This is a genomic window from Oligoflexus sp. (genome assembly GCF_035712445.1).
Taxonomy (GTDB): domain Bacteria; phylum Bdellovibrionota_B; class Oligoflexia; order Oligoflexales; family Oligoflexaceae; genus Oligoflexus.
Window position 1 is genome coordinate 34785 of record NZ_DASTAT010000027.1, and the last position, 20714, is coordinate 55498.

General features: G+C 54.8%; 18 protein-coding genes. 9 read left to right on the forward strand and 9 right to left on the reverse strand.

Annotation, left to right across the window (positions count from 1 at the left end; translation table 11 throughout):
• Position 1: 1 nt before the first annotated feature.
• The 5 genes from VFO10_RS06090 to VFO10_RS06110 form a co-directional block, all read right to left on the reverse strand.
• Positions 2-748: an amino acid ABC transporter ATP-binding protein gene (locus tag VFO10_RS06090; RefSeq protein ID WP_325138104.1), complete on the reverse strand. Its 747-nt coding sequence runs from the start codon at positions 746-748 to the stop codon at positions 2-4.
• A 14-nt stretch (positions 749-762) separates the two neighbouring features.
• Positions 763-1542 carry an amino acid ABC transporter permease gene (locus VFO10_RS06095; RefSeq protein WP_325138106.1) on the reverse strand — a complete coding sequence of 260 codons (780 nt, stop codon included), beginning with the start codon at positions 1540-1542 and terminating at the stop codon, positions 763-765.
• 6 nt (positions 1543-1548) lie between these two features.
• Positions 1549-2358 carry a transporter substrate-binding domain-containing protein gene (locus VFO10_RS06100; RefSeq protein ID WP_325138108.1) on the reverse strand — a complete coding sequence of 270 codons (810 nt, stop codon included), beginning with the start codon at positions 2356-2358 and terminating at the stop codon, positions 1549-1551.
• A 474-nt stretch (positions 2359-2832) separates the two neighbouring features.
• Positions 2833-3741, reverse strand: a complete 909-nt coding sequence (locus tag VFO10_RS06105) for a pentapeptide repeat-containing protein (protein ID WP_325138110.1) — start codon at positions 3739-3741, stop codon at positions 2833-2835.
• Between the two features lie 121 nt (positions 3742-3862).
• On the reverse strand, positions 3863-5017 hold the full coding sequence (locus VFO10_RS06110) for a hypothetical protein (protein WP_325138112.1): 1155 nt from the start codon (positions 5015-5017) through the stop codon (positions 3863-3865).
• Positions 5018-5283: 266 nt separating this feature from the next.
• On the opposite strand from VFO10_RS06110, the gene VFO10_RS06115 reads away from it, so the two are divergent.
• From VFO10_RS06115 to VFO10_RS06135, 5 genes are all read left to right on the forward strand, one after another.
• Entirely contained in the window at positions 5284-7044 is a 1761-nt protein-coding gene (locus VFO10_RS06115) for a DUF1588 domain-containing protein (RefSeq protein ID WP_325138113.1), read from the forward strand.
• A gap of 14 nt (positions 7045-7058) precedes the next feature.
• On the forward strand, positions 7059-8492 hold the full coding sequence (locus VFO10_RS06120) for a DUF1552 domain-containing protein (protein WP_325138115.1): 1434 nt from the start codon (positions 7059-7061) through the stop codon (positions 8490-8492).
• 136 nt (positions 8493-8628) lie between these two features.
• Positions 8629-10347 (forward strand): DUF1592 domain-containing protein, encoded by a 1719-nt coding sequence (locus VFO10_RS06125; protein WP_325138117.1) that lies wholly within the window; start codon positions 8629-8631, stop codon positions 10345-10347.
• Complete coding sequence (locus VFO10_RS06130) at positions 10348-11682, forward strand: DUF1552 domain-containing protein (protein ID WP_325138119.1); 1335 nt, start codon at positions 10348-10350, stop codon at positions 11680-11682.
• A 158-nt stretch (positions 11683-11840) separates the two neighbouring features.
• Entirely contained in the window at positions 11841-12035 is a 195-nt protein-coding gene (locus tag VFO10_RS06135) for a hypothetical protein (RefSeq protein ID WP_325138121.1), read from the forward strand.
• A 44-nt stretch (positions 12036-12079) separates the two neighbouring features.
• Here VFO10_RS06135 and VFO10_RS06140 read toward each other — a convergent pair whose 3' ends face one another.
• A complete protein-coding gene (locus tag VFO10_RS06140; RefSeq protein WP_325138123.1) occupies positions 12080-12871 on the reverse strand; it encodes a hypothetical protein in 792 nt (263 codons plus the stop codon).
• 364 nt (positions 12872-13235) lie between these two features.
• Here VFO10_RS06140 and VFO10_RS06145 point away from each other — a divergent pair, with 364 nt between their 5' ends.
• Positions 13236-14945 carry an acyl-CoA dehydrogenase gene (locus VFO10_RS06145; RefSeq protein ID WP_325138125.1) on the forward strand — a complete coding sequence of 570 codons (1710 nt, stop codon included), beginning with the start codon at positions 13236-13238 and terminating at the stop codon, positions 14943-14945.
• A gap of 35 nt (positions 14946-14980) precedes the next feature.
• Here VFO10_RS06145 and VFO10_RS06150 read toward each other — a convergent pair whose 3' ends face one another.
• The 3 genes from VFO10_RS06150 to VFO10_RS06160 form a co-directional block, all read right to left on the reverse strand.
• Positions 14981-16036: an AI-2E family transporter gene (locus tag VFO10_RS06150; RefSeq protein ID WP_325138127.1), complete on the reverse strand. Its 1056-nt coding sequence runs from the start codon at positions 16034-16036 to the stop codon at positions 14981-14983.
• Positions 16037-16141: 105 nt separating this feature from the next.
• The gene (locus VFO10_RS06155) at positions 16142-16456 is read right to left on the reverse strand and encodes an RNA recognition motif domain-containing protein (protein WP_141733134.1); all 315 of its coding nucleotides are present in this window, start codon (positions 16454-16456) and stop codon (positions 16142-16144) included.
• Between the two features lie 154 nt (positions 16457-16610).
• A complete protein-coding gene (locus tag VFO10_RS06160; RefSeq protein ID WP_325138130.1) occupies positions 16611-17672 on the reverse strand; it encodes a hypothetical protein in 1062 nt (353 codons plus the stop codon).
• A gap of 421 nt (positions 17673-18093) precedes the next feature.
• Here VFO10_RS06160 and VFO10_RS06165 point away from each other — a divergent pair, with 421 nt between their 5' ends.
• From VFO10_RS06165 to VFO10_RS06175, 3 genes are all read left to right on the forward strand, one after another.
• Positions 18094-19023 (forward strand): RICIN domain-containing protein, encoded by a 930-nt coding sequence (locus tag VFO10_RS06165; RefSeq protein WP_325138132.1) that lies wholly within the window; start codon positions 18094-18096, stop codon positions 19021-19023.
• 118 nt (positions 19024-19141) lie between these two features.
• Entirely contained in the window at positions 19142-20341 is a 1200-nt protein-coding gene (locus VFO10_RS06170; protein ID WP_325138134.1) for a class I SAM-dependent rRNA methyltransferase, read from the forward strand.
• Between the two features lie 8 nt (positions 20342-20349).
• On the forward strand, positions 20350-20714 hold a 365-nt coding region (locus VFO10_RS06175; protein WP_325138136.1), incomplete at its 3' end, for a hypothetical protein.

Here is a 20714-nt window from a genome sequence, read left to right on the forward strand (position 1 = left end):
CTTAAACGCGGATCACCTGCAAAAACTGCTGCAGGCGCGGATGCTTGGGATTTTCAAAAAATTGATCGGGGCTTGATCGTTCCACGATCTGTCCCTGATCCAAAAACAAACACTGCGTCGACACACGGCGAGCAAAGGCCATTTCATGCGTGACGATCAGCATGGTCATGCCCTGCTGGGCAAGTTCCTGCAAAATATCGGTGACCTCATGAACCAGCTCGGGATCCAAGGCCGAGGTCGGCTCATCGCACAGCAAAACACGCGGGTCGATCGCCAGCGCCCGGGCTATACTCACCCGCTGCTGCTGACCGCCGGAAAGCTGCGAAGGATATTTCCGCAGGTGATCGCCAAGGCCGACTCTTTTCAGAAGATCCACGGCCTTGGCTTCGGCTTCCGAACGCCCGACTTTTTTCACAAGTCGGGGCCCAAGAGCCACATTATCCAGAATACTCAGATGCGGGAAGAGTTCAAATCTTTGAAAAACCATGGCCGTATGCTGGCGGATCCGATGCACGGGCAGCTTGCTCGTTTCGTAGTCGAACCCGCAGACTTCCACGCTGCCGCTTTCTATCGTTTCCAGGGCGTTGATCACGCGCAGACAGGTGGACTTTCCGCTGCCCGAGGGACCGATCAAACACAGGCGATCGCCCTGGAACACATCCAGATCGAGCTGACGCAAAACATGATGCGAGCCATGTGCGCCCTCGAAGGACTTGGACACAGCACGCATTCGAATCAAAGCTTCCATGGGAGCTGCACCTTTCATCGCGCACCGACCCGCAGGCGTTTTTCCAGATAGCGTCCGTAGCTGCTGAGGCTATAGTTCAGCACACAGTAGATGACAGCTATGACAAACCAGGTTTCAAAACTGCGAAAACTCACGGACACCACATTCATGGCTGACTTCGTCAGATCCGTGACCGACACGACCGAGACCAGCGAACTATCCTTCACGAGACTCACGAACTGCCCGACCAGAGGCGGCAGCATACGCCGCAGAATTTGAGGCGCCATGATGGAAGAAGCGATCTGCCAACGGTTCAGACCCATGGCTTTGGCGGCATCCAGCTGGCCTCGTTCAAATTCCACGACGTTGGCGCGGAAAATATCGGCGACATAGGCGGAACAGAAAAGGCTCAGGGTTAAGATGCCCGCGACTTCCGGACTGAGGCTGAAGGCCGTGCCCACGATGAAGTACATCACATAGAGCTGCACCAGGACGGGCGTATTGCGAAAGATATCAACGAAAAGGGTGGCGGCATGCCGGGACACGGGTTCAGGACCGATCATCAGAAGGCCCACGAGAAGCCCGAGCAGGGTGCCGCAGATAATCGAGAGCACGCTGATATAAAAGGTGCCCCAGAGGCCCTGCAGGATAAGGCCGGGAGCATTGGTTTCCGGTTCCCAGATATAATCCAAAAGAAAACGAAAATCCCAATCGTAGTCGAGACTGACGAAGCTATAAACGAGGAGCCCGCCCAGCACTGCGATTAATGCGATGCTGAGCAGGGTGTAAAGCCAGGGTAATGCGCGTGGATGCATGGGAACTCAGAATTGATTGGGGAACTGTTTTTTCCAGGTCAGATCCTGGAACATGGCCTTGAATGCCGCGTCGTAGCCGCCGCTCGATTTCCATCCATCCAGGAAGCTATTGAAGGCATCAATGAGATCCTGATCGCTTTTCCGTGCCGCGAGCCCGAAGTTTTCGCTCGACAGAAGGTCGGGCAGCAGGACGACTTTGCCTTTCTGTCCGCTTTCGTAGATTTCCATGAAGGGCTTGTCATAGATAAAGGCATCTCCGCGTCCGAGCGCAACCGACTGGGCGGCATCGGCTTCCGCATCCATGCGGCGGATCTTGGCCTTTTTCAGATTCTTGGTGGCGAAGATATCACCCGTGGTGCCAAGCTTCACCAGGACCGTGTATTTTTCGTTATCCAGCTCGGCGAGGTTTTTCACCTGGCCTTCGAGTTTTTTGTTGATCAAGATCTTCAGCCCAGCGTTGTAATAGGGCTTGCTGAAGAGCACCATGCGCGAGCGGTCAGGGGTGATGGTCATGCCCGAGGCGATGAGATCGTATTTCGAAGCCATCAGTCCCGGAATGATTCCATCCCATTTGGTGCTGATGAACTCAGCTTTGACGCCCAGAGTCTTGGCAAAGGCCTGCACCATCTCAACATCGAAGCCAACCCACTCATCTTTTGGAGTGCGCATTTCAAAGGGTAAAAATCCAGGTTCGACCCCGATCTGCAGGGTTCCACGCTTCTTAATCCTATCAACAGCGGGGCCCGCCTGCAGTGACGCAGAACCGACCAGCAACACCGATAGACACACGAAAGCTTTCAGTAGATAGCGGCGCATCAATCCCTCTCCATGTGGACCTTAAACAAGCTCCGAACTTAGCGGACACGTGTTTGAAAGAAAAGGATTTTTCGCCCCAAAAAAGCAATTCCCCGGAGGGCTACTCCGAGGAATCATGAAAGGGCACACACGAACGATAGGAGGTCGAACATCGTAAGCTCTGCGAAAGGGCGTCAGACACCTCCTGAGACATCTGACTTTGCAGGGCTTGGTCACACCACCTATATTGCATCTCTCGTACCAGGACTTTTTTTGGGCAACTGTCTGAATTCACTTGGGCTAATTCCGATCTGCACTGCTCAAAACGGTGTCGGGGTCGAATTTCTGACAGTCACTTGGGAATCATCGTCCTGAAATCTTTGACTTTTTCTAAAATCCCTGTTTCGACATGCGATAAAACCTTGAATCAAACGGCAGAAATTCTGTAAGCATGCGCAACCTATGGACTATTCCAAAATCTTACCTAACCACCCGTCACGGCCGGGGAATCTGCGTTCCGACCACGCCATCAGTGTTGGCTCCCGTGAAGACAGCGCCACTGAGGTCAGTCTGCGTTAGATTAGCGCCAGCCAGGTTCGCTTGCGTAAAATCCGCCTGCGACAGGTTGGAGTTTGTGAAGTTGCACGAGGCAAGGTTCGCCAGGACAAACTTCGCAGCCATCAAATTGGAGAAAGAAAGATCGCACGAGACGATCTCAAGTCCCGAAAGATCGGCTCCTGCCAGATTGCAGTTCCGGCACTGGCCTGTGGTTTTCAGCTGCTCGATGAGTCGCGCCACTTCTGTGGCCCGTGCATCGGATTGAGCGGCGGTGACCTGGGCGCTGATCTGGGCCGCGTGGTCGGCATCCAGGGGTTGCGCGGCATTGCCTTCGATCCAAAGGACGCTGCTTGCCATGGCTGTGGATCTATAGTGAATCTGTGCGCCGGCGGAATCTTCAAGTTTCAGGAACAAAAGTTCATCGGCGGTGATGCTGCCTTGAATTTTAAAAGCACCCGCGACATCCGCCTGCACGGCCACGATCTGGGATCCGTTCAGGGTCCAGTCCTGATTGTTTTTTTGAAATTTCGCGCTGCGTTTATCGACCCTGATCAGGAGCACCCGAAGACTGGCAGCAGGTCCTTGCACGCTGCGGACAGCCGCGGCGGAACCTACAATCGTTCTGAGATTGTCTTGGGTTTCTATCGCGAGTTTTGCAGGATCAATCAGGTATCCGGGCAAACCTTCGCCTGTTTCCGTGGGACGATCGGTCTTGGCATCGGTGCTGGGAGCATCGACGACCGACTGCAGATCGTTTGCAGTGCGCGTCAGCGGCGCTGCTTTATTGCAAGCCGTGAGGGAATAAATGAATCCAGCCATCAGCCAGATGGTGCCTGTCCGTCGCATGACCTGCCCCTGGGTGCAAAGTCCCGGATCGTAAGCGGATCCGGGATGGATATGGTTATTCTGGAAACATTTCGGCTGATTTTGGGATATTCTTAAGAATAGGCGGGAAAGGTCTGGAATTCTAAACAAAAACCTGGAAGATATCGCGGGTCTTGCCGTCGCTGGCCAAAAGGCAGCGGGATTCATACTCCGCCTGGGCGAGGGCTGCGAGATCGTCACTGCGGCAACGCAAAAGCCAGCGCGCGGAGGCAGCCCAATAGAGGAGTTCCTTTTCCACATTGAATAGTCCCTGCGCGGCGCTCAGACTTTCGCCGACACGCTGGAGCCTTTGGTTCAAGGGGCGTTCCACGTCATAGGCCTCCTGCAGGGTTTTTGCGAGGCTCAGAAACAAATCGTGACGCGGAACATCAAGGTCCTTGCGTCGGCGCAGATTTTCCAGTTTCGGAACCCGATCGAGCCATTGCCGCGATGAGGTGGACATGGCCAGCAGGGAAAGTTCGACGAGATAACTCGTGTGGTAACAAGGATGGCCCTTTTTCGTGAGGATCAGAAGCGGCACCAGATCCTGAGTCGCTGCGAACTGATGCAGACCTTCTTCCCATTCCAGTTCCCGACGGGCTTCCTCGCTCACGTTCGCATCGCTTTTCAATGCAAGCAGGCGGCCCATGGCGTTCTCATGATCACCAAGCAGACGCAAACAAATCATTAGCGAAAGACGGCAGCGTTCCAAAAGGGGCCCACTCAGGAGCCCTTCGGCCTTTTCCAAATACCCTCGCGCCAGCCGCGTGTGTCCCAGGCGCATGGCTCTGTTCCCGAGCGAAAGCTGCTGAAAACCTTCACCCCCTGGCGGCTCGCCGCGCGTGGCGTGATAGCCCATAAACTGATGCCAGGCCGCCGTCCAATGCCGGCCCTCCTGTCTTTCGATCTGGCTTTGAATGAAATGGAGTTCCCCGTGTAAAAACGAAACGCGTGACCGCCCCTCGCGTATGCCCTGGGATTGAAGGATCGTGCGCGCATGATCCAGGAGTTTTTCGTAGCGACTGCTCGTCAAAAACGGATAGCGGCTGTGATGCACCAGAGCCGAGACGAGATAGACGAAAAGATCGAGCAGCTCGTCCGGTTTTTCGCTGGCCTCATACTCTTTCAAACGATCCAGAATAAGCTGCTGCCGCGCCTCGGGTCCATCCACGCTCTGCCGCTGGTCGAGTTCATCTTTGATGCGCTGTTTGCTGGCGTTGATCGCGGCTTCGGTCCAGTATTCACCGGCTTTGGTCATCGGCGGCGCCCTCCCCTGCCCATTGTAACATAAGGCCCTAAAATCAGTGGACGGGCTTTAAAAGAGCAGTCTACGCAGCATGGGTCCATCCCTCGTGGGCATGATATTGCATAAATGCCTTTACGGTGGTGCGTTCCACCTCTGGCGCGAGCTGAAAACACAGGGAATTTTTATGAGCCCTGACAAGTTTTTGGACAACCCTGTCAGAGACCTTTTCCTTATCCTTTTGAGCTGTTGACTTCTGCGGAATTGATCTGAGGTGGCACATGAACTTGACTCGACTCGTCCTCGTCTCTCTCCTGTTCGGGACTGGCTGCATTCGCTACGAAGGCTACGATAAAAGAAGCAAAGATAAAAACGAGCCAACGGAACAATCCTGTGCCCCCGCGCTGGAGGCCTACACAAAGAACATCGAACCCCTTGTTGAAAAACGCTGTATCCGCTGCCATGTGGCAGGTGGCAGTGGCGCTCTTTTCGCAGCCTTTCAAGCCGGCGATGCCAAGTGGAATATGGCCGTCTTCAATCAGCTGAAGCAGGGCAATGCCGAAGCCATTTATAAAAAGGCCAGCAGCGCCGACAGCCATGCCGGCGGCAAACAGCTGGATGAAGGTGACCAGGATAAGATCAAAGCCTTCTTTACCGCTGTTTCCCAATGTTCTGCGCCCCTGGCAGGCGGACCCAAGGCCTCTCTCTGCGATGGCAAAAAACTGCCACGCCGCGTAACGCTGCTCTCACGCCTTGAATACAAAAATACCGTTCGCGTGATTTCAGGCGTGGATGTGGACGTCAACATCCCCGCCGCGCATTCGGTGGAAGATGGCAACAGAAACCCAAGGCTTGCTTTCAGCAACGATCAGAAATCCCGGACCATAGATCCGAACCTCGCCTTCAATATCAAGCAGGCTGCCGGCGCGATTGCGACAGGCTTCACGGCTGCGAAAAAAGATGCGCTGGGCTGCAGCGCAGAACCTTTGACGGATGCATGCCTCAAAAATTTGGGGGCCCAGGTGTATCGCCGTCCTTTGGCGGTTGAGGAACTCGCGGATCTGAAAACGCTCGGCAGCTTTGCCAATGTCGTCACCTATCTCTTCCAGTCGCCGGATTTCCTTTACCGCACCGAACTTGGCAATGAATCGTCTGGCGAGAGCATGACACCTTATGAAATCGCCGCGGCCCTTTCCTATCTTTTAACCTCGATGCCGCCCGATGCGGAACTGATGCAGGTCGCTGCCCAGGGTGGTCTGAATGATGGCGCCACCCGTCGGACTCAGGCAGAAAGACTTTTGAAAAGCACAAACGGGATGAATGAGACTCTGCAGAAATTCTTTATCGAATGGCTGGAAATCGGCCGTGCTGAAACCGCCGATAAAGTGGGCGCCTATGATGGCAAGGCCGTCTTTGGTGAGACTCAGAAATTCCTGAATACCTTCATGAGCGAAGACGGAAGCCTGGAAACCCTCCTGACCAAAGAGGAAGGCGGACGCTTCGGTATTCTGCAGCAAAGGGCCTTTATCGCCTCGCATTCCAACAACAACAGCACAGCCCCTGTGAAGATCGGCAAGACCATCGCCCGCAATATGCTGTGCCTCGCCCTTCCACCACCGCCGGCGAACGTGAATAACGACCTGAAGGAAACGCCGGATATCAAGACCACACGAGCCAAGCTCGCGATGCATACCGCGAATCCGACCTGCGCTTCCTGTCACGTCCGCATTGATCCTTTCGGTCTTGTCTTTGAAAACTTCGACCAGCTGGGCATGAGCCGCATGCTGGATAACGGCGAGCCGGTGAACACCAAAGTCGACATCGCGCTCGGCCTGAGCCTTGATAAGTCCTATGAAGATTCCAACGAGCTGATCCAAAACCTCAGCCAGAGCAAGGAACTCGCGGCGTGTTTTGACAGCTTCTACCAGCAGTATGCCTACGGAACGCTGAGCTGCGAAGCCCAGACGCTGACCCCAGGCACCAGTATTCGTGACTATATTTTGAATCTGATCAGCACCGATCGCTTTATTACGCGCATCTAAAGGAAGGGCATGTCATGATCCAGAGAACGCGTCGCGCAATTTTGAAAGATCTTGGGCTTTTGGCCTCGACTCCGCTTTTGGGCAATCTCGGCCTGAGTCTTTTTCCAATGGATGAAGCGTTTGGTCAAACCGTTGGCGGCAAGCCGCTTAAGTTTTTAGCGATCTCCTTTCCCCACGGAGCCGTCAACGGCGACTGGGAACCGAAGCGTTTGCCGGATGGAAGTTTCACGCTTCTGGAGTCGAAGGTTCTGGCTCCGCTGGAACCCTTTAAGAATCGTCTCGCCATATTCTCGGGCCTTGGCCATGAAACCTTGAAACCGAACGGCAGCCTGAGCTCGTCGAGCGCCCATGCGGGCCTTGCGGCTTCCTTTACGGGCCTTGCGTCCGGCGACTCCAAGGGCTCGTCTGCCTCCCTTGACTATGCTCTGTCCCAGCACCTCTTCAAATCCGACAAAGTCCTCCGCGTGGGCTGCTTTCTTTCCTATAATGCAGCCCAGGGCCTTGATGATACGCCCAGCGAAATCTGCTATTCCGGTGCCGGTGATAGCAATCGCCTGAGCGTCATCGCTCATCCGCAGAAATCCTTTGATAAAGCCTTCGCCGCTTTTACCTCAAGCGCTCCGACGGCTGAGGAGACCTCGAAGAAGCAGGCCGAGGAAAACATCAATAACCTCGTCAAAAAGCAACTCGCACGGCTGGAAAAGCGTCTGAAGGGGGATGAACTGAACCTCCTTCTGAAGCATCAGCAGACGATCGAAGGTCTGGGCAAAGGCGTCAATGCCTTCACCTGCCAGGCGAAGCCCAGCATCAATACTGCAGGGTTCACAGCGGCGGAAGCATCCATGGCGACGCTGACGCAAAGACAAGCGGATGTTGTGGCTGCGGCCCTGGCCTGCGGAACAGTGTCTCTCGCCAGCATCGAAATCATGTCGCGCTCACACGGTAGTTACAATATGAGCACCGTGATTAAAAATGATGCCCTGACGCAGATCAAGGATCCTTCCGCCCTTTTGAATTCCACCAACTTCCATAATGATGTGGCTCATAAACTGAACACGGAAGGCAACTTCAATACCGAGGAACAGCGGGCTTTTAATCAATCGCAGCGATGGTATATGGAACAGATCGCCTATATTTTAGGCCAGCTCGATGCACGCGGCATACTCGACAGCACAGTCGTGATGATTGGCACGGAAATGGGCCATCCTCAACACTTTGGTGACGCGGCCGTCTTTATGCTGGCAGGTGGTGGCTTTAAAATGGGCCGTTGGTTTGAACACAAAGCGGAAAAAGTTCAAACTTATCAGCACCGCTGCACACCACACAATCACCTGCTCGTGAATGTCGCTCAAAGATTCGGCATGACCGCCAACACCTTCGGCGACAACCGCTTTACGGGTGGCCTTCCGGCTGATACACGCGGGCAAATGCTTGAGCCCATCGCGTGAGCTAAAGAAAAAGTAAAGTTTGTTAAGCTGAATAACTATGTTAACTTAAAAGTAGACAGCAGTTCACACAGCTCTCAAAGACGGCTTCAAGCATGGATTTTGCTTGAGGCCTCGTTCATTCATGGAGGAAAGGACATTGAGAGATCAACTTCGACGAATTCCCCCGATCGGTCTTGTCGCTCTTGCGCTCCTGACGGGTTGCCTGCAAAAGCAGGAGCCGGAAGTCAGCAAAAGAACGTCCGAAGCGGGTTCCGAGGAACCCACAGATGATGAAGAGCCCCGTCTTTTGGCTGAACCCACCCTGAATCCTTCCGCGATAAGGGCCAACCTGGAAAAGATTTTTGCCAAGGAATCGAGCTGCGCGGAAACCCCGACTGTCAGCAGCAAGCGTCAGCTGCGTTTGCTCACGCGCGATGAATACAATCGTTCGGTAAATGATGTCTTTCGCCTCTATGCGGACTACCGCGGTGCGATCCCTGTGGAACAAAAGGTGTTGGGATTTAGCAACAACTCGCAGTTCGCCTTGGTGAGTTCGGATCATGCGTCAGCCTATGATAAAACGGCCAAGGAACTGGCCCAGCAGATCGTTGGCAGGGAATGGAATCGGCTCATCGGCTGCCCCGTCACGGATGGGGCTGCATGCGCCGAGAAGTTTATTCGTGCGTATGGCCCTAAGATCTGGCGTCGGCCTTTGGCAGAAGATGAGGTCAAGGGACTGCTTCGCGTGCATCAGGTCGGCAGCGAGATCAGTGCGACGGCGGGCATGGAGCTGCTCGTTCGTGGACTTTTAACGTCACCGCATTTTCTTTACCGCAGTGAAACCGGCGAGAATGGAAAGCTGACCGCCTTTGAAATGGCGAGTGCGCTGTCCTACTTTTTCTGGGGCAGCACCCCGGATGATGAACTTCTGAAGCTGGCCGGCACAGGCGAGCTTTTGCAAGACGAAACCCTCGTGGCCCAGGCGCGGCGACTTTTGCAGGATAATAGAGCCAAGGAAGGCATGAAGGCCTTTGCGAACGCCTGGCTCAATTATTCGGCCGTCCTGAGCGTGAATAAGGACGCCTCGCGTTATCCGAACTTTGATTACTCCGTACGCACCGGCATGGCCCGCGAAACCGAGGACTTCTTTGATTTCGTGGTGCGCAGAAAGCAGGCCGGTTTCACCGAGCTTTTCACGGCGAATTACAGTTTCGGTGATCCGCGTCTCGCCGATTTCTACCAGGCTCAGCTGAGTCCTGAAGGTGACCTTCAAAAGATGACATTTCCCGGTCAGCCCCGCCTTGGAATTTTAGGTCACGGCAGTGTCCTGGCGTCCCTCGCCTACGCGACCGAAACCGGGCCGATTCAAAGAGGCAAGTTCGTACGCGAGCATATCCTCTGCGATATGCTCATGCCGCCACCACCCGACCTTATGATTATGGTTCCTGCTCCGAAAGAAGGGGCCACGACGCGGGAACGCTTTGCTGCGCATACAGCGGTCGCCGCCTGCCGCGGCTGCCATGTGAAGATCGATGGTGTGGGCTTCAGCATGGAGGACTTTGATGCTGTAGGACTTTTCCGCAGCATGGATAGCGGAAAACCCGTCGATGCTTCGGGTCAGGTCTTTGCCCTGGATGGGAAAAACGTGGATATCAACGGCGGTCGGGAGCTGAGCCTGGCTCTTGCGACTTCAACCCGAGCCAAACAATGTTTCGTCGTTCAGACCTGGCGCATGGCGCAGGGTCGATTGGAATCAGCGGAGGATGTCTGCAGCCTCAGGCAGCTCTCCAGCACTTTTGTCGAGCAGAACATGAGCCTCGCTCAGCTGCTGATCAAAATGATTACCGATCCATCCTACCTTGAAAGGAGCCGCTGAATGAAAACCTTGCATGCCGAACTCGATCGTCGTCGCCTTTTGCGTTATCTGGGGAATGCAGCTCTCGCGCTGCCCTTTACCCGCGTCCTCTTGGAAGAAAGGCTCTTCGGAGCGACTCCGGCCAAACGCGCGCTTATGATTTATTTTCCGGACGGTATCATCAAGGAACGCTGGCATCCCACGGGCAGCGGCCGTGATTTTGAATTCCAGCCGATGACGGCGCCTTTGAAAGCGGTGCGGGATGATGTCATCCTCGTGAAGAATGTGAACTATGCAACGGAAGGCAGCCATGAAGGGGGCGCGGCCTATATTCTTTCCGGTGTGAAAGGCCATAGCGGAGGCATCAGCCTCGACACCTATCTGGGCGAAAAGTTCAAATCGAATGTAATCCTGCCCGTCGTGCGCCTGGGTGTGGGTGCCAACTTTCAGACCGGCTCGCACATCTCCTATTTTGCCCCGGGTTCGGCCTCGCCGATCGAGGATAATCCTGCCAAAGCCTTTTATAATATCTTCGGTGGCGCCAGCGGGTCCGCCGATCCTGTGACCAAAAACAAGCTTCTGGCCGCCGAGATGAGCATCCTCGACCTTTCGATGAATGACATCAAAGGTCTTCAGAATAAGCTCGGCAGCGTGGAAAAACAAAAGCTCGATGTGCACCTGGAAGCTCTGCGCGAACTTGAACGACGCGTGCAGAGCGCAGCCGGTGGCCCCGTTGCAGGCGCCTGCACCAAAGAGGTGGATATGCGGGGCCTGAGCTTTCCGCAGCCGGATCACACTTATCCACCCGGGCCGCACAAGAACGAATACTTTGCCGTCATCGGCGATATCATGACCGATCTTGCCGTTCAGGTGCTGGCCTGCGGCGTGACCAATGTCCTTTATTTCCAGTGGTCTCACCCTGTCAGCCCCACAGCCTTTAATTTCCCAGGCGGCGTGGATGTCGCGCGCGGGCATCATGATATCTCGCATTACGGGGATTTGAATGGCAGCGGCGCTCAGGATTTCATCAAGGCCCAGGCCTGGTATACGGATCGAATCGCCAAACTCCTGGGTCGTCTGAAGGCCATCAAGGAAGGCGATCAGTCGCTGCTTTACAATACAGCGGCCATGGCCCTGACCGAGATTGCCGATTCCAACCTGCATGACTTTAAAAATGTGGGACTGATCCTGGCGGGACAGGCCGGTGGCAATTGGAACACAGGACGCTGTCTGGATGGTTTGGGAGCCAGCCATAATCAGGTTCTGGTCTCGATGCTGCAGGCGATGGGACTGCCAGATACCAGCTATGGCGATGCCAGCCTTGGGACAGGCCCCCTCGCCGGACTGCGCGCTTGATATCCGGGGCATGAAAAAAGCGTGGGATATCCAAGGATTTCCCACGCCTTTCGACGCCTTTAACCCACGGACATGCCTTCTCTAAAAAACCCTCCTTAAGTTTTCACCAAATCTTCCGATAGGACAAAAAGCAAGGCATAAGTACATTAGAGGTAGGCATGTTAGAGCTTATAATTTTCTCGTTTTTTATTATGAGTTCCATTCTTCTTGCATTCGCCAGTCGCCTGGCGATCAGCGCGACGCTCACCTTGCTCTTTTTTCTGTTTCTGCCCCTGGGACTCGTGATCGGATGGGCTTTGCCCTATGTGCTGAACTGGGTCCAGAGCTGGATGCCGCGGCGGCATCTGGCGTAAGGCTCGTTCATCTGCCGTAAGGCTCGTTCATCTGGCAAGACGCGTCATTCCAAAGAAAACTGGACTGCGATCGGAGCGCTCTGACTGAGGGGCGCTCCGCTCCCGTCCACAAATTCCTGACTCAGATCCTTCCATGCGATCGGCTTAAAGACGGTATTGCTGCCCGAACGGAAGAGAACCCGATCGAAGGGATTTTCAAACCATCCGAATAAAGTTTCCGCAGGATCCTGAAGTTTAAGCTTCGACTTGATGGTCGGCTGCTTGCTCTTGCCCACTGCGAAGTCACCGATGAGGACGACGGTATGCTCCTCGGGGGATTCGGCATTCACATACTGCACCAATTCCAAAGCCTGAAATTGCCGCGCCGCAACATTAAGCTGGGCCTGACCGGCTTGAAAGTGGGTGTTATAAACATCCAGGATATGACCGTTCACATCGTAACGCATCAGAAGTATGCCCTTCGATTCCTTCTCGTCCACGAAGCTGGCCTGGGCTTTGTAGTAAATCTTTTTCACTTCGATCAAAGGAAAATTGGAAAGACTCGCGAGGCCGGAGTTGCTGCGATTCCACCAGTAGGGTCTTTCATTGAAGTAGTACTTGTTCGGATGGCGGGCAGCGGCCAGAAGAATATCGCAGCTGGTGAAGCAACCCTGAATGCCGGCGATATCGAAGTCATCGAGTTTACTGCCGATGAGCGGCAGATTATTCGCTGAAGCCGTCTCTACCTGGTAGGTCAGTACAGAAAAAGTCAGAGGCGTTTCCGCGGGTTCGGCAGCCAGACCTGGTGCTCCATAATGGAGACTAAAGAGGCACAGAAGGCCCATCCATCGCTTCATATCGGTATCCTTGTCTTGGAAGTTCTTTCCCCTTTGTGCATTTTTTCGGGCGCCACGGTCAATGCAAAGTAGACGATTGCGACAAGATAAAGAGCCCAAACCTACCTCGGAGCCTGTGCGTTTGTGCAAAACAATTCTTTTCGCTTGACAGTTGGTTTAAGAGAACAACGCGTCGCTCGATTCGCCGACCCTACCTTCCTGAGGCTTGGCAAGGCTTTCACCGATTGGAGAACACTCCTACGCTCGAGATGGCGTGGAATTGCCTGGCAAAACAGTGATACTATGGGAGCATGTACTCCGTTTGTTACCGCAGGCGGTGGGATTTCCGCAGCCCTCTGCGTTCAGCTATTTTAAAGGAGCATCCATGGCCAACTATCAATCAGATCTGCGCGACATTAACTTCAACCTCTTTGACGTCCTTCAGGTGCAAAAGCATAGCTATGGACTGGAACGCTCGGATCTTGAAACCATCGTCAGTGAATTTGACAGTTTTGTCGGCAAGGAAATTTTCCCCACCCGCCAGAAGTCAGATGTCAATGGCGCGAAGTGGACCCCTGAGGGTGTGAAAGCTCCGGCCATTTTCCGCGATCCTACCCGCAAATTCTATGAAAATGGCTGGTTTGCCCTGGGTCTGCCCGATACAGTCGGCGGCAGCCCTGTACCCGAAGCCATCACCACCGCCTGTCTTTCGCTGGCAACCGGCGCAAACTGCGCCTGGTCCATGTATCCCGGCCTGACCAAAGCCGCTCTGAACGTGATTCTGCATGTCGGCAGCAAAGAGCAGCAGGCCGTCTATGTTCAGCCGATGGTCGAAGGCCGCTTCGGCGGTACGATGTGTCTGACCGAAGCCGATGCGGGCAGTGACGTCGGTAACCTGCGCTCGACCGCCAAGCCTTTGGGCAACGGTCGCTACTCGATCGAAGGCACCAAGATCTTCATCTCGTCCGGTGACAACGATCTTTATGAAAACATCGTGCACCTCGTGCTCGCCCGCACTCCCGGCGGCGCTCCCGGCACCAAGGGTCTTTCGCTCTTCATCGTGCCGAAATACAAAGTCAAGCCTGACGGCAGCAAGGGCGAATCGAACGATGTGAACTGCAGCAAGATCGAAGAGAAAATGGGCCTGCATGCGAATGCGACCTGCGAACTCGTCTTCGGCAAGAACAAGAAATGCGAAGGCTGGCTCATCGGCGAAGAATTCGATGGCATGAAGAACATGTTCATCATGATGAATGAAGCGCGCCTGTATTGTGGTGTGCAGGGTGAGTCCCAGGCGAACCTCGCCTACCAGCTCACCCATCAGTATGTGTTCGAACGCGTGCAGTTCGGCAAACCCATCATCGAGCATCCTGATGTCCGCCGCACCATGCTGAAGATGAGAGCCATGGCCCGCGGTCTGCGCGCGCTTTGCCTTTACACCGCCGACCTCTTTGATCGCAAGGAAGAGGATGAAGTGGGCCTTCTGACCCCGATCTGCAAAGCCTATGCTTCCGACGAAGCCATGCGTCTTTCCAGTGATGCGGTTCAAAGCCATGGCGGCTACGGCTTCTGCACTGAATACGGCATCGAGCAGTTCATGCGCGATATTAAAATCGCCGCCATCTATGAAGGCACCAACGCGATCCAGGCGATCGACTTCGTGATGCGGAAAATTTTGAAGGATAACGGCAAGACCTTCGGCAACCTCGGCAAGAAAATCATGGCCAGCATGCAAAAGCCCGACGCGCAGAAGCTCTTCCCGGCTGAACTCCAGACCCTCGGACTTTCCCTGCAGAAAGCTCAGGAGATCCTTCATAACTTCGGCAAGCTTGCGATGGCCGGTAAAATGGATGCGGTGCTCCTGCACTGCTCGGACTTCCTGAAGTACGCTGGTCACATCGTGACGGCATGGCGTCTTCTGGAGCACGCGCTCCTGGCAGAAAGCAAAATGGCGAGCGCCAGCGGCGAGGAAAAAGCCTTCCTGCAGACCAAGCAGCAGGACTTCCGCATTTTCTGCCAGTTCTTCGTGACGGAAAATATCGGCCTCGGCAAGCTCCTGGCCAACACCGACATTGACCTGACCTACAAAGCCTAAAAGTCAAAGCCCCGGAAAGTTCCGGGGCTTTTTTTTCATTCGCTTCCTATATCAATCAGCGGTACTGACTGCACGGCAATGAAAAGGGAAAAAGCCCAAGGCCCGAGCACCGCACCCGCCACGCCGAAGACCGCGATCCCCCCCACGATCGACATGAAGAGCCAGAAGAACGGCATATCGGTGGCCCCGGAACTCGATCCTTTCATAAGGAGCGGCCGCAGGACGTTATCCGCAAGCCCAATGACGATCGACATGCCCAGTATGAAAATTCCGGCAAATACCCGGTCGTGATAGAAGGACCAGATCGCTGCCGAGATCATGACCGGCGCCGTTCCAAAAACGGGTATGAACGAGAGGAAGAACGCGAGCGCGCCCCACAGATAAAACTTCGGAACGCCAAAGACCGCCAGGGTCAGCACCACCATCAAAGACTGCACCAAAGACAGGACAATGCTCGCAAGCACCATCGCGCGCAGAACATCGCCCAGGGTCGAGGCCAGCATTCCCCGCTGCTCACCCCAAGGGATGAGCCTAGGCAGAAGAGCCTGACGCTGACGTTTGCCATAGACGAGGAAGTAAACCCAGGCCATCCAGGTGACGAAAAGAAAGAGCAGAAGTTCTGGAGTCGCACTCAAAGCCGATCCCAAAAATCCGGCGATGTTGCGAAGCATCGGCTGCATAAATTCACGTAGGCGGCCCTGCATATCGGCGAAAGAGAGATTAAAGCCTGTGCTCTGCAGGAGCGGGGTGATTTTCATATCCATCCAGCTCAGGATCTTGTATCCGGTTTCAACGGCGGATTCATTGCCGCTCATGCCTTCCCAAAAGCTTAAGAGCTCTTTGGTCGCCGACCATGTAAGCAGCATCAGAGGCACAATGAAGAGCCCTTGGACCACAGCCACCATGCCGACAGCCACCGCCCAACGCCAGATCGGTCGCGTCAGACGCCAGCGTTCAATCAAACGCTCCACAGGGCCTTCACAAAGATAGGCAAGCGTGATGCCGGTAGCCATGGGGAACCAAAAAGGTTTGAGCACGATCAGGCAAAACACGACGACCAGAACAAAGAAAACCCGCCGCCGAAGCTGCATGCAGTCCCCCAAACAGAATAAAAAAAGGCTGGAAGCCCCACCCTCAGATACTTATTAGCATCCTCCGGGCTGTGCATCCAGCCTTTGAATCTTACCGATTCAATCTTAGTAGCGGCCACCGCGCGAGCGGTTGTTATATCCACCGCCGCCGCCGCCGCCGCCTTCACGAGGCGCCATAGGCTTGGCTTCGTTGACGGTCAAAGGACGGCCCGAGAAATCCTGGCCGTTGAAACGGTCGATAGCGGCCGTTGCTTCGGCATCGCTCGACATTTCAACAAAACCAAAACCTTTGCTACGGCCGGTTTCACGGTCAAAGATAACTTTGGCCGACTCAACCTGACCAACTTCCGAAAATGTGTCCATGAGGACCTGATCGGTTGCAGAGAAGGGAAGATTGCCGACGTATAATTTTTTGCCCATGAGAACCTCCTTAAGGCCAGGGCGCCACTAAAGAGGACTGAGGCACAAGACCCGAACTCAGTAGAAGCAGAGTGACACTATCTCGTACTCTAGCAGGAATTTGGACACATGTCCTCCTGCTTTCCAAAAAAAATTTTTACCAGGTCAGGACCGCTTACTCCCCCACCACAACGGGTAGCGTGACACTGGGTGCCTCGTAAACGACATCAACTTTCAACTGCACGCGACCATTCAATGGAACATCCAAAGCAGCATCGACCACCTCATAAAGCTTACTGCCGCCCGGTCCAAAAACCGTCAGCGTGTAAGCATAACGCGAACCAGCGATCAGATTCAGGCGATCGCTGAGGGCATAACTGCCGTCCTTGAGGATCAGGCTCGTTTCAAAGCGGCCGCTGCCCTCCAAGGCAACACTCAGTCGGACGTCCTGGACCCATTTTTGATTGCCGGCCTCGCTGGCCGTCGTCACCGCCTGAAGAAATCCACGAACCACAGCGGCCTCGTCGTCCTTGACCTGTGTATTATTAGGAGGCATCTTCGGAACGCCATCACCCCCGGTGAAGGACTTCGTCATCTTGCCGAGAATTTGAGCGAGGGATTCGCCAGCCGCATTCTTATAAGGATAACTTTGCAGGTCCAGTCCTGCGGAAGGACGGGCTCCACTGTTATGACAGGATTGGCATTTGTAGTTTTTCAAAAGAGCCCGCACGGCCTCGGGCTCGGTGGGTGTGGTCGCGGGGGTCTCGGGAAAATTCACAAGCTGAAGCGCAAGACTCAGATCGAGGTCGACTGCAGTGGGCAAAAGCGGTTTCAGGATAAGCTGCGGCAGCGTCTGGGCACCCGGATTGATGATGGCGCGCAGACTTCCCTCAGCCAACGGCTGAGCCTTTTCATCCAGAAGCGAAACCTGAAATTCGATCTCGCCCAGCGGCAGACCTTCCAGAGCATAAAGTCCAGCCTCTGTAACGGGAAACTTGTAGGCGTCGCGTATTTCGGCTCCCAGTCCCGCCTTGTCCACTTTGAAGGCACGAATAACCAAAAGGTCGGCGCTGCGCCCCAATTCTGCCAGCGCGGTGCGGGGCAGGCTCAAGGTCGCGGAATTCGCACCGGGCTGTTCGTTCGCAACCGGATTGAGCGGGGCAACTTTTTGAGCTTCCAGACAGGCGCTCAGGCTGAGGACCGTGAGCAATGCGAAGGACAAGCCGACTGACTTCATGGACGTCTCCCTTTATAGACGATCGAGGCACGATGCCTTTTATGTGAAACTGTCAAACTTCTAGCAGGGGACGGCGCGTCTGGGTACTGCAAAAAAAAGAAAAGCCTAAAATCCCCTCGGCTTCCTCCTGTTCAACACTTCGACAATTCTGTCGGACACCACGAATCGCGCTAAGGACGCGGCTTCGCTCGCGTAATCGCAGAACTGTATTTGGGCAAAGCGGCCCTGAAGGCGTCAGGGGCTCGGGGGAAAATGGGCAGGAGTCAGCGCGGCAAGACCCGTAATCCATGGACATTGCCAGGGAAATTACTCATCCAAATGAGCTAAGCCGCCGACCGTCCTGGCCCTGGCACGAAAGATGAACTAATACCGCACAACAGCATCCCACAATGAGTACACAGCAGAACCAGAGGAATGGAACATGAAAGCTACTTTTGCTCGCAATGTGTTGGTGGTCTTGAGTTTGAACATGCTGGCCCTTGCCTGCGGACAAAGAACAAGCGACACCCCCACACTCGGTGTCTCCGCGCAGCAAGCTGCGAATAGCAATGATCGTACGGCTGAACTTGAAAAATTGATTCGTGATCAATCCGAAGCTCTGACGAAACTGAGCACGGACAAAGCCACTCTTAAAGAACGCGCCGATGGCCTTGACGCGCAGATCAAGAATTTGAATGAGCAGCTCGCCACGAATAAGACTCTGACCGAAACACAAAAAACCGAAATGCAGGCCAAGATCACCAAACTGGAGTCGGACAAGACCTCACTGGAAAAGCAGATAGCTGAACTTGACGCCAAGAACAAGCAGCTGACGACCGACCTGAACAATGCAAAACTGGAAAACGATCGCCTGCAGCGTGAACTGAATGCTGCTCGCGCCGCTGCCAACAATACAGCCGCTGCTCCTGCCGCCACGACCACGACGATTACGGGCAGCAAGCTCTACGGTTTCAAGTATGCAGATCCCAACAAGGTGAAAAACGACTGCCTTGGCATTCCCGGCAACAGCACGCTGGATAACGTTCAGATGACCTCGGCCCCCTGCGTGACCGGCGCTCAGAACCAGCAGTTTGCGATCCCTGATCCGGTCCCCACGTTCTTCACGATCAAGCCACGTCTTTCCGCGAAGTGCCTGACTGTGATCAGCGCGGCAGAAAACGCAGCCGTGGTTCAAAGGTCCTGCACCAATACCACGGATCAGTCCTGGGAATTCTTTGTCCGCGGCGCTGCGGAATTCCGCCTGCGCAATCAATTCAGCGGCAAATGCCTTAAGATCCAGGCCGATGGCAAGATCATCCAAGGTGATTGTAATCTGAATTCCACTTACTTCAGCTGGTTCGTAGCCGGCTAAAGATCCCCTCCCCCCAAAGTGGAAACGGCCCCCGGTATTTCCGGGGGCTATTTTATTTTGCAGCGCCGCCTGCGGTCTGTTATGATCCCGCCCTTTCCACTGCTGCTGTAGAAAGCCTATGAAAAGCCAAATCATTCTGAAACCCGGTAAAGAAAAATCCATAAAGAACGGCCACCCCTGGATCTTCAGCGGCGCGATTCAACGCGTCCAAAACGCGAGCGAAGCGGGGGTCAACGTCGATGTCTGTGATCATAAGGGGCAATTCCTAGCGCGAGCCTATTACAATCCCAAGGGTTCCTTGGCGGCCCGCATCTTCAGCCGCCGCGCCGGCCAGGAGCTGGATCAGGCCTTTTTGGAACAGCAGATCCATGCCGCTCTGGCTCGCCGCCCCGCCCTGCGTCCAGGCTTTCAGACCATGCATCGGGTCGTGGCCTCGGAGGCGGATTTTCTGCCCGGACTGATCGTGGATCAGTATGCCGAGCACCTTGTCTTTCAAATTTTGACAGCGGGCATGGAGCGCTGCCGGGATGCGATTGTTGCGGCTCTCAAAAGCATCTTCAATCCGAAGGTGCTGATTGAACGAAGTGATGAAGCCATCCGGGTGAAAGAAGGCCTGACCGAACGCAAGGAAATCCTTCTGGGTCGCGCGGAAGATGTGCGAACGGTGGGGCATGAAAACGGAATGGCTCTGACCGTGGATTGTTGGGAAGGGCACAAGACCGGATTCTATCTGGATCAAAGACTCGCGCGTCAGGCCGTGGAATCCTATGCGAAGGGCGCCGAGGTCCTCAACTGCTTCAGCTATACCGGCGGCTTTTCCATAGCCGCAAAACGCGGCGGGGCGAAGCGCGTGATCAGCGTCGATGAAAGCAAGGCCGCTCTTGAAATCCTCGCCGGCAACTGGCAGGCGAATCCCGGCCATGAAGAATGCCAGATGGAAAATGTTCGCGCTGATGTCTTCGCCTATCTGCGTCAGCTCAGGGATCAGGGGGCGCGCTTCGATATGATCATCATGGATCCTCCGAAGTTCGTGAGCGATCGCGCGCATATCGATCGCGCCTGTCGCGGTTATAAGGATCTAAACCTCCTTGCCATGCAGCTTTTAAGGGAAGGCGGTATCCTTGCCACCTTCTCCTGTTCCGGGCTCATCAGTCGTGATCTTTTTCAGAAGGTGGTGTTTGGAGCCTCGGTGGATGCGGGTGTGGAGATGCAGATTCTGCATCAGCTTTCGCAGGCCGATGATCATCCCCTGCTTCTCAGCTTTCCGGAATCGCTGTATCTCAAGGGTCTGCTCGGGCGCAAAGTCAGTTTGAATTAGGAGTGTCTGTGTCCCTGCCTTCCCAAGTTGATACGGGTCACCGTGGTTATCTTTTCGCTGGATTTGCCAGTCTTTTTGCAGCCGCGTTCATTGATAACGCGCGGGGTCCGGTTCTGCCCGTCCTCTGCGCGCAGCTGAATATTCCCTATGAAACAGCCGGGCTTTTTTTAATGATAGGGAACGTCGCGGCTGTGCTGGTGACCTTTACGCTGGGTCGGCTTTTGCCGCGTATCGGTGATCGCAAAGCGGCCATCATAACGAGCTGGCTCGCGGTTTTGCCTGGACTCCTGGCGCCTTTCATCAGCAGTCGCGCAAGCCTTTTATCTTTGGGTCTGATGCTGGGCGCGTCGGTGTCCCTGGTCGGATCCCTGAG

Excerpts from the sequence above, each read along its gene's own strand:
- VFO10_RS06165 (WP_325138132.1), top strand. The coding sequence starts at position 18,094 with ATGAAAGCTACTTTTGCTCGCAATGTGTTGGTGGTCTTGAGTTTGAAC.
- VFO10_RS06115 (WP_325138113.1), top strand. The coding sequence starts at position 5,284 with ATGAACTTGACTCGACTCGTCCTCGTCTCTCTCCTGTTCGGGACTGGC.
- VFO10_RS06150 (WP_325138127.1), bottom strand. The coding sequence starts at position 16,036 with ATGCAGCTTCGGCGGCGGGTTTTCTTTGTTCTGGTCGTCGTGTTTTGC.
- VFO10_RS06120 (WP_325138115.1), top strand. The coding sequence starts at position 7,059 with ATGATCCAGAGAACGCGTCGCGCAATTTTGAAAGATCTTGGGCTTTTG.
- VFO10_RS06095 (WP_325138106.1), bottom strand. The coding sequence starts at position 1,542 with ATGCATCCACGCGCATTACCCTGGCTTTACACCCTGCTCAGCATCGCA.
- VFO10_RS06110 (WP_325138112.1), bottom strand. The coding sequence starts at position 5,017 with ATGACCAAAGCCGGTGAATACTGGACCGAAGCCGCGATCAACGCCAGC.
- VFO10_RS06130 (WP_325138119.1), top strand. The coding sequence starts at position 10,348 with ATGAAAACCTTGCATGCCGAACTCGATCGTCGTCGCCTTTTGCGTTAT.
- VFO10_RS06145 (WP_325138125.1), top strand. The coding sequence starts at position 13,236 with ATGGCCAACTATCAATCAGATCTGCGCGACATTAACTTCAACCTCTTT.
- VFO10_RS06155 (WP_141733134.1), bottom strand. The coding sequence starts at position 16,456 with ATGGGCAAAAAATTATACGTCGGCAATCTTCCCTTCTCTGCAACCGAT.
- VFO10_RS06170 (WP_325138134.1), top strand. The coding sequence starts at position 19,142 with ATGAAAAGCCAAATCATTCTGAAACCCGGTAAAGAAAAATCCATAAAG.
- VFO10_RS06090 (WP_325138104.1), bottom strand. The coding sequence starts at position 748 with ATGGAAGCTTTGATTCGAATGCGTGCTGTGTCCAAGTCCTTCGAGGGC.
- VFO10_RS06160 (WP_325138130.1), bottom strand. The coding sequence starts at position 17,672 with ATGAAGTCAGTCGGCTTGTCCTTCGCATTGCTCACGGTCCTCAGCCTG.
- VFO10_RS06105 (WP_325138110.1), bottom strand. The coding sequence starts at position 3,741 with ATGCGACGGACAGGCACCATCTGGCTGATGGCTGGATTCATTTATTCC.
- VFO10_RS06140 (WP_325138123.1), bottom strand. The coding sequence starts at position 12,871 with ATGAAGCGATGGATGGGCCTTCTGTGCCTCTTTAGTCTCCATTATGGA.
- VFO10_RS06135 (WP_325138121.1), top strand. The coding sequence starts at position 11,841 with ATGTTAGAGCTTATAATTTTCTCGTTTTTTATTATGAGTTCCATTCTT.
- VFO10_RS06100 (WP_325138108.1), bottom strand. The coding sequence starts at position 2,358 with ATGCGCCGCTATCTACTGAAAGCTTTCGTGTGTCTATCGGTGTTGCTG.